Here is a 10,918-nt window from a genome sequence, read left to right as displayed (position 1 = left end):
CGATTTAACGGAAAACGGCGGAGAAATCTCCAGCATGTTTTCCGGCATTAAATATTTGCATGTCGATCCGGATGATATAGGAGATATTGATTATGAAGAAAATCACCGTGTTGGGAGTCGGCAACATTCTACCTAAAGAAGATTCTATGTGGAGTAGAGGTGAGTTAATTGCAGGAGAGTGTTATTACACAGAATGAAGATATCCTCAATAGTTATATCCGTGTATTTCCTTGTCTTACCGAACTGTGTAGTGGCGATATCGGTGTTGCCATAACCGATCGGGAAAAATATTTGTTCTATAAACCGGGGAAAAAACTAGATTAGGTGTCAGTGCTGATTCAATCGGTAAAATTACCCAGATCGTTACCTCCATCCAGACAGATAGTAACAATGTGTGTTCCCAAATGAAGCAAATCGAGGCGTTGATTGGTCAGATCGCTACCGCACTTACCCAACTGACCGGAGCTGTTCAGCAGGCAGGGACCATGGCGGATGAATTGGATATCATGGCCGATAGCTTAAGTAAAGATAAGAATGAGTGAGAAAGGTTGTTACTAAACTTAATCTGCGGGAAGTCTATGCTGTTGGAGCGACATCACGCAGCTTGAGGAGGAGTAGCGGTGTTGCCAAAAAGTTTACGAGGCAGGCTGTTGATGGTAATGCTGATGGTGGTGGCATTGCCGATTATTGCCGCGGGATATCTGATGACGATAAGCGCAGAGAGAGCTTTAGTTGCCGAAAAGCAAGAAAAATTATTTGGTGCTGCCCATATGCTGGATCAATATCTTGCCGGTACATACGACGATATATTACTTCAGTCAGGTTTAGAAGGAGCCGGGCGGCAAGAGAAAATTGAAGCAATCAACAAATTCCTGAGCGGCTATACCGATCAGGTTGCCGCAGCATATCCGGGAATTGGTGTGGGCTATTATGCCAAAGAATTAGATGCTATCGTAACATATGGCCCCAGTTCTGTTTATGCTGATAAAGTGGGCATGCCCATTAGCCAGACTCATGAAGGGCGTATTGTAATGCAAGGGGGAGAACAACGGGTCCAGGAAGGTGATTTGGTCCGGGGACCAGTTATGAACGCAATGTACCCCATCATTCGGCAGGGAAAGGTGCTAGGATATATATGGGCGAACGAACTAACATCCGATATTGAATCCCAGCTGGTGGCTATGAAACGGCATACTTATGTAATGATTATTTTGGGCCTGCTTTTAGGCATAGGAGGGATTATTTATTCTATAGAACATTTGATGAATGATATTGGAAAAATTAAAAGAGGTCTGTCAAATATTAAACAAGATTTGAATTACCAATTGCCTCCCCTTGGCGGTGAAGTGGGAGAAATCGCCAATGCCATTAACGATATGGCGCACAGTCTTGCTGCTCAGAAAATGGTGGAAAAACAGGTGCAGACAGCCGAGCGCTTAGCAGCAATCGGTGAAGTGGCAGCAGGATTAGCCCATGAAATCCGAAACCCTTTGATGGCAATTAAAGGGTTTGCCCAATTATTGGGAGAAAGTCTTAACCAGGAAGAGAAGACCGAATATCTAAAGATCATTTCCCAGGAAGCTGACCGTATGAACCGTCTCATTGAGCAGCTTCTGTGTTTTGCCAGGCCTGCCGCAACGGAAGTAAAATTGGTTGATGTAAACGAAGTATTGGAAAGCACGTTGCTGTTGATTGGCAATCCGGCTATGCACCAGAATATTAAAATCACCAGTACTTTGGCGTCGGATGTACCTAAAGTTTTAGTTGAAGGCGAACAACTTAAGCAAGTGTATTTAAATTTAATTATTAATGCGATTCAATCCATTTCACAACAAGGCGAAGTGTGCGTAAGCAGTATTTGTGATAGAGAAAACCGCTGCGTTTGCGTTGCTATTCAGGATAATGGCAGTGGCATAGATCCCGGTCATATTTCCCGAATATTCGATCCTTTCTTTACGACAAAGGAAGGTGGTACTGGCTTGGGCTTGGCAGTAGCGTACCGTCTAATGGAAACCTGGGGTGGCAAAATAACGGTAGAGTCTTCTGCTGGATTTGGAAGTGTTTTCACATTATTCTTTCCGGTGCCAGAGGAGTGATTTCATTGGAGATCAATCATAAGGTTCTAGTGGTGGATGATGAAAGCAGCGTTTGTCGCTTACTGTTTGAGGTGGTCCGCAAGGCAGGCTACGAGCCGCATATTGCGAACAATGGGTTGGAAGCAGTAGAGAAGTCACGAATGATCAAGCCTGCCGTAATTATGATGGATATTAAAATGCCAGTTATGGATGGAATGGAAGCTTTTGAACTGATTCATAAAGAGAGCCCTCAGATTGCCGTGATTTTAATGACGGCTCATGGCACCATGGATACAGTTGTAGAAGCCATGCGGCGGGGGGCTTTTGACTATTTGGTGAAACCGTCCGACGTGAATGAAGTGCGTATTGTACTGGAACGGGCTTTTCAGACTAGGCGGCTTAAAGAAGAACTGACAGATTTGCGTACTCGGGTTCAGGAAAAATATCAAATAGACCACATTATTGGTAAAAGTCCGCTAATGCAGGATGTCTGCAAGACGGTAGGACGAGTTGCCCAGACTCAGGCCACGGTGCTTATTACCGGAGAAAGCGGCAGCGGGAAGGAACTCATTGCCAAGATCATTCATAACAACAGTCATTGCTTCAACGGGCCTTTCATCAAAATCAATTGCGGCGCTCTGCCCGAGAGCCTAATGGAAAGTGAATTGTTCGGCTATGAAAAAGGGGCCTTTACCGGGGCGGTGGCGAGAAAACCCGGGCGCTTCGAATTGGCGCATCAAGGGACCTTATTTTTGGATGAGATTGGAGAATTAAGTCCATCAATTCAAGTCAAATTCTTGCGAGCGTTGCAGGAACGCATGTTTGAGCGTATTGGCGGTACGGAGACAATTAAAGTTAATGTTCGCATCATTGCCGCCACCAACCGAAATTTGGAACAAATGGTACAGCGGGGGACCTTTCGCGAGGATTTATATTATCGGCTAAAGGTTATTCCCATTCAAGTACCGTCGCTTCGACAACGGCAGGAGGATATTCCGCTATTTGTTGATTACTATTTAAGGCGGTTTGCGAATGAAACTCATCGAGAGGTTCCCCTTATTACTACAGAAGCCATGTGTTTGTTGCAGAAGTATCATTGGCCAGGCAATGTCAGAGAGTTGGGCAATTTTCTAGAACGGGCCGTTATTATGTCCAGCGGAGTGATTGACGTACAAGATTTATTGGGAATTATACCCACAAATAAGGCCCCGAACATTGCCGTTCACGAGAAGGGGACACTCAGGGAAATTCTTCATCAAGTTGAAAAAGATGTGATTGCGAAAGCATTAAAGGCCCACTATGGCAATCGGGTTAAAACGGCTTTAGCTCTGGATATTAGTCGGCGGGCGTTGCTATATAAAATTGCAGAATATGGTCTGGAAAAATATCCTGGCTTGGCCGAAAAAGATGAGTAAAAAATGCGCAGTTGGCAAAAAAATGCGCAGTCAAAACAGCGATAAGTAACAATTTTGCAGCTCCTTAATACTGGCGACAGTGAAAAACTTCACATTATAGCTGCATGGACAAAAATTTCTTCCTTTGAGTACTAGTTGGTATGGAACTTGCTTATATATTAAGTAAGACCATAGAAACAAAACTATGGAAAGAAGGGGGAGGTCTATTGTGGGAAGTCCAATGATGGGAAACCCTATCAGGGAGAATCCGAAAAAACAAAAAGGGATTATTGAAGCTATCACTAGTTTTGCTGAGCGTTATGTACCCGACTCCTATGTCATTTTACTGCTCTTAAGTTTCATTACCTTCGGTTTGGCACTGGCATTTACCCCGTCGAATCCCTACAAGATTGTGCAATCCTGGGGGCAAGGCTTCTGGATCTTATTGGAGTTCTCGATGCAAATGGCGTTGATTATTGTTACGGGATTTGCGCTGGCCACTACACCACTTTGCAATAAGCTTTTGGTATCACTGGCCCGCATGCCTCGTACAGCGACGCAAGTTTATGTCTGGGGGGTATTGATTTCCGCCGTTTCCTATTACCTAAATTGGGGATTCGGTTTGATTTTTGCTGCCTTGTTTACTTTAGAATTGGCTCGTCAAGCGGAATTGCGCAATATTCGGGTGCATTACAAATTATTGGTCGCCGCTACTTATGCTACTTTTATGATTTGGCATGTTGGATTATCTGCTTCCGTACCATTATTGGTAGCGACACCGACCCATTTCATGGTTAAGGAAATGGGGGTTATTCCGGTTGGGGACACTATATTTTCATCCTATACCCTGTGGGTATTATTATTGGTCATGATTACGGCCATTGTATTATTTTGGAAAATATTTCCTCCCAGTGAAGAGTCAAATATTCAGACTCTGCGGGAGCTGCGGCCGGATTTATTAGAGAAGAGCCTGGTGGTAGAGAATGAAAAAGTGGCCATTACTACTCCTAGTGAGCGACTAACGTATACACCTATTTTGTCCTATGTTATGGGGATCATGTTTATTGTTTATCTGTACTATCACTTCTTTGAAGCTAAGAAGACTCTGGACTTGAACATGGTCAATATGATATTTTTGATGTTAATTATCTTCTTGCATAAAACTCCGGCTAATTTAATGAAAGCTGTTAAAGCGGCTACTCCGGCATCATGGGGCGTTTTACTCCAATTTCCCTTTTATGCCGGGATATTCGGGATGATGAAATTTACCGGATTGGTGGAAGTGTTTGCCGGTTGGATTATTAGCTTGACTACTCCGGATACCTTCCCGGCCTTCGTGGCTGTTTTATCGAATATCATCGGCTACTTTATACCTTCCGGTGGCGGTAAATGGGCAGTGGAAGCTCCGTATATTATTCAAGCCGGTGCTGCATTGGGAGTACCTCACGCCAAAACAGTAGTTGCGTATTCCTTTGGTAATGACTGGGTTAACCTGATTCAACCGTTCTGGGCACTGCCGTTTATGACGGTTGTGGGCCTAGAATTTAGAGATTTTGTCGGGTATACATTTATTACCTGGATTGTTGTTGGTATTGTGATGTTACTGGGATTAACCTTCATACCTTTCTAGGTGGTTATGAAAATCTAGAGCTTAGCTTTAAAGACAGTCTAAATTAGTAGAGGGAGTGGAGAAATGAGCATCGAAGGAATCAAGCAAATTTGTAATTTGGGAACGGGAACTATGGGGCATGGAACAGCGTTGATGTTTGCTGCGGCAGGATACAAGGTTCGCATGTACGGCCCTGATGACAGTGAGGTTGAGCGCGGCCTGGCGGGAATTAAAAGCGGGCTGGAAACCTATCGCCAGCACGGGTTGGTACAGACCGAGGATGTCCCGGCAATTCTGGGGCGGATAGAAGGAGTAACCACGTTGGAAGAGGCCGCCGTGGGTGTGGATTTTGTAATTGAGTCGGTTCCGGAAGTCTTAGAAATTAAACAGAAAGTGTTTGCCGCCATGGAAAAATTGTGTCCGCCTGATACGATTTTTGCTACCAACACATCCGGGTTAAGTCCAACGGCGATTGCCCAGGTACTGACTCATAAAGAACGTTTCGTCGTGTCTCACTTTTGGAATCCGCCGCATCTTGTTCCGTTAGTAGAAGTTGTTCCGGGCAAGTACACTTCCCGGGAAACGGTTGAAACCACCTGGAAGCTTATGAAAAAAATTGGGAAGAAACCGGTGGCGTTAAATCGGGAGGCCCTTGGCTTTATCGGAAATCGGCTGCAGTTAGCGTTATTAAGAGAGGCTTTATATATTGTGGAAAGTGGTATAGCGACCCAGGAGGCGGTAGACACTACAGTTAAATATAGTTTAGGCCGTCGGCTATCTACGACAGGGCCGTTGGAGAGCGCCGATTTAGGCGGTCTGGATATCTTCTATAATATATCGGGCTATTTAATGCAAGATTTGTGCAATAGTGAAGGGGTTTCGCCATTATTGCAAGAGGCGGTAGAAAAGGGTACTCTGGGCTCTAAGACGGGTACCGGCTTGTACAAATGGACACCGGAAGCGCTAGAAAAAATTAAGGCAATCAGAGAAAACAATCTGCTGGAATGGCTGCAAAAGGATAAAGAAATAGAACTCTAGGGTAATTGATCGATCATTTTTTGGCTACTGAACAAAGCGTGTAAAAGGGAAATTTTTTTAGTAAAGTTTTCGGGGGAGACAGTCAATGCTTGCTGACAAAGGGAGTGTTCTTATGGCTAAGACCGGCAATGGAATAGTAAATAGTTTAAAGCAAAAAATATTTTCGCCGTTATATCTTGCCATTATGCTTATACTGGTAATTGTCGCTGGCAATCTGTTTAATTGGTCGGATGCTGCCTATGGCACCCACTTAAACGCGTTCAATCCCTGGCTGGTTCTTCTGACACTTGTTTTGTTTAGCTTGTATGGTTACTGTGTGTGGAAGCAAGGTAAAAAGAGTAAGCGGGTATAGTTATAGAATCGTTATGCGGGACAGCCGGGACAACCGGCTGTCTTTCGTGTTGGGGGTATTGAGGAAAGAGGGAGAACGGAAACATAGGGATTGCCGGCAGCGGAAAGAGGAATAACAGGGCGGATGTGGAATGTAAAATATGTGCTTAAAGGAGGTGCTGGGTTGTGGGTTATGTGGCATTGTATCGTCGGTGGCGGCCACAGGATTTTGACAATTTGGTAGGGCAGGAGCATATCAGCAAAACTTTGAAAAATGCTCTGGCAACTGGTAAAATTGCCCATGCTTTTTTATTTGCCGGGCCAAGGGGTACCGGCAAAACCAGTACGGCTAAAATCCTTGCCAAGGCGCTGAATTGTGATCATGGTCCTACGCCGACGCCCTGTAATGCCTGTCCTAACTGTGAGCGGATTACGGCAGGCACTTCTATGGATGTATTTGAGGTAGACGCCGCTTCCAACCGCGGTATTGATGAGATCCGCGACCTCAGGGAAACCGTCAAGTTTGCTCCGGTAGACGGACGCTACAAAGTATATATCATTGATGAAGTACATATGTTAACTACCGAGGCATTTAACGCGCTACTGAAGACTTTGGAAGAACCGCCGCCCCATGTGGTGTTTATTCTGGCGACAACCGAGGCTCATAAAATTCCGGCTACGATTCATTCCCGCTGTCAACGTTATGATTTTCACCGCATTGGGGTTAAAGAAATTGTTGCCCGACTGACGGAAGTTGCCGATCAAAGCGGTCTGGATGTGACGGAAGAGGCTTTGAAACTGATTGCAATTCATGCCGACGGGGGCTTGCGGGATGCCTTAAGCGTGCTGGATCAGTGCGCCGCTTTGGATGAGGACGGGATTACGGCAGATAAGGTGCGGCAACTGCTGGGGCTGATTGGTCACCAGTGGGTATGGCGTTTAACGGAAAGTCTGGCGGACCGGGATGCCAGAGCCGTCTTGCTGGGGCTGGATGAACTGATCAATTTAGGCAAGGATGTACGTCAGGTGCTGCTGGAAATGGCGCTGCATATTCGCAGTCTGATGCTGTTTAAAGCAGCGCCGGATATGGAAAACATTGAGCTGTATAGCGAGGACCGGACGGTTTTGAAAGAGCATAGCGCTAAATTTACCCATTCTGAACTGGTCAAAATGATTCAAACTCTAAATGAGGCGGTCAATGAGATAAAATGGGCACCGGAGCCGCGAATTCCCGCGGAAATGGCGTTGCTGTCTATTTGCCGGCGAACGTCAGAGAAGGATTTTCAGGCACTTGTGGAACGGGTAGCGGCTTTGGAAGGAAAATTAGCCGGGGGCGGTACGGCTGTTGCCAAAGTGGCGGCAGCGGCGGTAAATCCGGTTTTGCCGTCGATTCCTCAGCAGACGGCTGCTTCTGTTCCGCCGGTGGTGAAGAAGGCATTCTTGGCTAATTCCGTACCCTCTGCGGTTAATGCGCCGCCAACTGCCGCTCCGGCTGTTTTTACGCCGCCGGCAGAGCAGGAACAGGGACAGGAAACGGCGAATGTAAAAGAAGTTTGGGATCGTGTGCTAAAGGAACTGATTGCCAGCGGCAAGCGTTCCGTTCATGCCTGTGTGGCTCAGGGTCAGTTGGTGAGTTTGACTGATCGGCAGGCTGTTATTCAGTTTGCCGCAGCTTTCCCCAAGGAACGTACCGCTAAGGCCGACTATCGGGGAATGGTTGAAAAAGTATTCAACGATGTTTGCGGCAAACCGGTACAGGTGCAATGCACATTAGGCAGTATGTCACCACCCCAGGCTGCGGTGCGGCCGCCGAAACCGGTGCCGGCACCGCAGGAAGATCCGGAAGAACAGCATCCTGCTTTACGGCAAGCGGTGAAATTGTTTGGCGGTAAGGTGATAAAGCAAGAGAAATCAGAATCGAATTAAGGAGGATTCTCATTATGTTTGGCAATATGGGCAACATGGCCGGTATGATGAAAAAGGTACAGAAACTGCAGGCGGATATGGCAAAGCTGCAGGAAGAATTAAAAACCCGTACCATGGAAGTAACGGCAGGAGGCGGGGCTGTTAAGGTGGTTATTACCGGCGAAAAACAAATTCAATCCCTCAAAATTTCTCCGACCGCGGTGGATCCGGAAGATGTGGAAATGCTGGAAGATTTAGTGGCGGCAGCAGTCAACGAGGCTATCAAAAAGGTTGACGATATGATGGCGCAGGAGATGGGCAAACTGACCGGCGGCATGAATTTACCGCCAGGACTACTTTAGACCGTGCAGTATATAGCGCCCCTGGCGAAGTTGATCGAACAATTCCGCGCTTTGCCGGGGATTGGCCCCAAAACCGCAATCCGGCTGGCCTATCATGTTTTGGAAATGGATAAGGCACGGGCCGAGGCGTTGGCTCATGCGATTGTGGATGCCAAACAAAAGATTGGTTACTGTAAGATTTGCTTTAACTTAACCGATTGTAATCCTTGCCAAATCTGTCGGTCCGAGGAGAGGGATTCGTCCCTTCTCTGTGTGGTGGAAGAACCCCGGGATGTGGCGGCTATGGAACGGACCCGGGAATATCGCGGCAGGTATCATGTGCTGCACGGAGCGTTGTCGCCGCTGGAAGGCATCGGCCCGGAGAACATTAAGATTAAGGAACTACTGAACCGGCTGCAGGCAGGAATCGTTGCCGAAGTGATTATGGCTACCAATCCGGATGTGGAAGGAGAAGCGACAGCGATGTATGTTGCAAAGCTGTTAAAACCTTTGGGCATCCGGGTAACCCGTATCGCTCACGGGCTGCCGGTAGGCGGCGATTTAGAGTATGCCGACGAGGTTACCTTATCCAAAGCCCTGGAAAATCGCCGGGAAATGTAATAAAATTTTTTAACGGAAAAATGATTAAGGGCCCTCCTGTTTGGGAAAAATAACCGTAATAGGAGGGGATGAAATGAACCTTAACTGGAATGCTAATGTAAAGGACGCTTGCCGGAACTGGGTAGGGCGGGTGCTGCGTAATGATCCGCCGGAAGTAAGGCCTATGCCGCCGCTGACCGATGTAGTGGAACAGGCCCGGCAGGAATGGCTGAGCGCCCAAAGCTACTATAATACAGTATCGGATCAGGATCTGGTAGATTATGCGGTGTTTCGTATGCAGGCCGCAGAGAAAAAATACATCTACTTATTGAAACAGGCCCGGCAGGCGGGGGTTACTTATTCGCCTTACACCAGGCACAATATGGATGCGGAATTTTGAGAGCAGAACGATCTGCTCTCTTTTTTATACGAATGAGTCATAAATAGGGACAGGGTAAATATATATTAGCAAATGGAGGTGCTGATATGAAATTTGTCCGGTCTATAGAAAAAATAGCAGGCTGGCTGTTTGGAAGCAATCGGCCTGTCACACCCATTCCGTCATTAAGCGAAATGATAGATCAGGCTAGGCAGGATTGGTTGTACGCCCAGCAGTTCTATAATGATGTGACAGATAATGATTTGATCGAATATGCGGCGTACTTGATAAAGACGACGGAACGAAAGTACATGTATTTAGTAAAACAGGCCAGACGGACGGGGGCCATACGAAAAATCTATAGCAATTGTTTGGGAAAATAGAGCATGACAAAGGGAGCATTGTACTTTACAATGGATATAAATACAGGGAAAGCGGGGGAAACGTATGCCAGTACTGCCGGGAGAATTTAATGTCATTTTAGCCTATCTTTTTGGAATTATTCTGATTTATTTAGTGGGTCGAATGTTTTTAATGCCGCTGCGCTTGGTATTGAAATTCATTTATAATGGTTTGATTGGCGGTATTATGCTTTGGATCTTGAATTTTGTGGGAGCCCATATCGGGTTTACCATTGCCATTAACCCACTTACGGCTTTGATTGCCGGCTTCTTGGGTTTGCCGGGGATTGTATTGTTAATTTTATTTAAGATTTTTATTTGATGGATAAATAAGCATAACGAAATATATAATACTATTTGTGATTATAACCGGCATAATAGCCGATATTGGAATATTGGCTGGATTGTACCAGGAATAAGGTTGTGCTACAATATTAATTGTCGCTGTGCGGTGATGAAAAAATCACTGAGAGATTTTTTAGCGGCAAAAATTGCCAGGAATAATATGTTGACATAACCGAGCGGTTGTGGTAATATATAAAAGCTGTCTCGGGTAAGCGTGCCGTCCATGGCACACCCTCGACACTAGCGCATCCATGCGCGTCGTCGCAAACGGCAGCAGGCTGATAACAGCCGAGTGTTCCTTGAAAACTAAACAATGTAAGTAAGGAAAAAAGCCAGATGTGCGGGAATGCTCGTCACGGAAGTGACGAAGTTCCGAAACAATAAATTCTAATGATACTTTATAAGAGCCATCAAAGCTCTGTAAAATACACTTTTATGGAGAGTTTGATCCTGGCTCAGGACGAACGCTGGCGGCGTGCCTAACACATGCAAGTCGAACGG

The 10,918-nt window shown here is 46.1% G+C and carries 13 protein-coding genes and 1 rRNA gene; all 14 read left to right on the top strand.

The window, feature by feature from the left end:
• The first annotated feature begins 168 nt into the window (after positions 1 to 168).
• The gene (locus ABFC84_19365; protein MEN6414904.1) at positions 169 to 324 is read left to right on the top strand and encodes a hypothetical protein; all 156 of its coding nucleotides are present in this window, start codon (positions 169 to 171) and stop codon (positions 322 to 324) included.
• 80 nt (positions 325 to 404) lie between these two features.
• A complete protein-coding gene (locus ABFC84_19360; GenBank protein MEN6414903.1) occupies positions 405 to 542 on the top strand; it encodes a hypothetical protein in 138 nt (45 codons plus the stop codon).
• Positions 543 to 620: 78 nt separating this feature from the next.
• Entirely contained in the window at positions 621 to 2,096 is a 1,476-nt protein-coding gene (locus ABFC84_19355; protein ID MEN6414902.1) for an ATP-binding protein, read from the top strand.
• 5 nt (positions 2,097 to 2,101) lie between these two features.
• On the top strand, positions 2,102 to 3,490 hold the full coding sequence (locus tag ABFC84_19350; protein ID MEN6414901.1) for a sigma-54 dependent transcriptional regulator: 1,389 nt from the start codon (positions 2,102 to 2,104) through the stop codon (positions 3,488 to 3,490).
• A gap of 208 nt (positions 3,491 to 3,698) precedes the next feature.
• Entirely contained in the window at positions 3,699 to 5,099 is a 1,401-nt protein-coding gene (locus tag ABFC84_19345) for a TIGR00366 family protein (GenBank protein MEN6414900.1), read from the top strand.
• A gap of 63 nt (positions 5,100 to 5,162) precedes the next feature.
• On the top strand, positions 5,163 to 6,116 hold the full coding sequence (locus ABFC84_19340; GenBank protein ID MEN6414899.1) for a 3-hydroxyacyl-CoA dehydrogenase NAD-binding domain-containing protein: 954 nt from the start codon (positions 5,163 to 5,165) through the stop codon (positions 6,114 to 6,116).
• A gap of 85 nt (positions 6,117 to 6,201) precedes the next feature.
• Positions 6,202 to 6,468, top strand: coding sequence for a hypothetical protein (locus ABFC84_19335; protein MEN6414898.1), 267 nt, complete (start codon positions 6,202 to 6,204; stop codon positions 6,466 to 6,468).
• Between the two features lie 164 nt (positions 6,469 to 6,632).
• Complete coding sequence (dnaX, locus tag ABFC84_19330; protein MEN6414897.1) at positions 6,633 to 8,372, top strand: DNA polymerase III subunit gamma/tau; 1,740 nt, start codon at positions 6,633 to 6,635, stop codon at positions 8,370 to 8,372.
• Positions 8,373 to 8,383: 11 nt separating this feature from the next.
• A complete protein-coding gene (locus ABFC84_19325) occupies positions 8,384 to 8,713 on the top strand; it encodes a YbaB/EbfC family nucleoid-associated protein (GenBank protein ID MEN6414896.1) in 330 nt (109 codons plus the stop codon).
• A 3-nt stretch (positions 8,714 to 8,716) separates the two neighbouring features.
• On the top strand, positions 8,717 to 9,313 hold the full coding sequence (recR, locus tag ABFC84_19320; protein ID MEN6414895.1) for a recombination mediator RecR: 597 nt from the start codon (positions 8,717 to 8,719) through the stop codon (positions 9,311 to 9,313).
• A 73-nt stretch (positions 9,314 to 9,386) separates the two neighbouring features.
• Entirely contained in the window at positions 9,387 to 9,692 is a 306-nt protein-coding gene (locus ABFC84_19315) for a YaaL family protein (GenBank protein ID MEN6414894.1), read from the top strand.
• An 86-nt stretch (positions 9,693 to 9,778) separates the two neighbouring features.
• Complete coding sequence (locus ABFC84_19310; GenBank protein ID MEN6414893.1) at positions 9,779 to 10,054, top strand: DUF2508 family protein; 276 nt, start codon at positions 9,779 to 9,781, stop codon at positions 10,052 to 10,054.
• 64 nt (positions 10,055 to 10,118) lie between these two features.
• On the top strand, positions 10,119 to 10,394 hold the full coding sequence (locus ABFC84_19305) for a pro-sigmaK processing inhibitor BofA family protein (protein ID MEN6414892.1): 276 nt from the start codon (positions 10,119 to 10,121) through the stop codon (positions 10,392 to 10,394).
• 455 nt (positions 10,395 to 10,849) lie between these two features.
• Positions 10,850 to 10,918, top strand: a 16S ribosomal RNA gene (locus ABFC84_19300); the annotation flags it as partial.

Source organism: Veillonellales bacterium (assembly GCA_039680175.1).
GTDB lineage: Bacteria > Bacillota > Negativicutes > JAAYSF01 > JAAYSF01 > JBDKTO01.
Note: the sequence above shows the minus strand (reverse complement) of the source record. Positions and strands in the feature narration are given on the sequence as shown.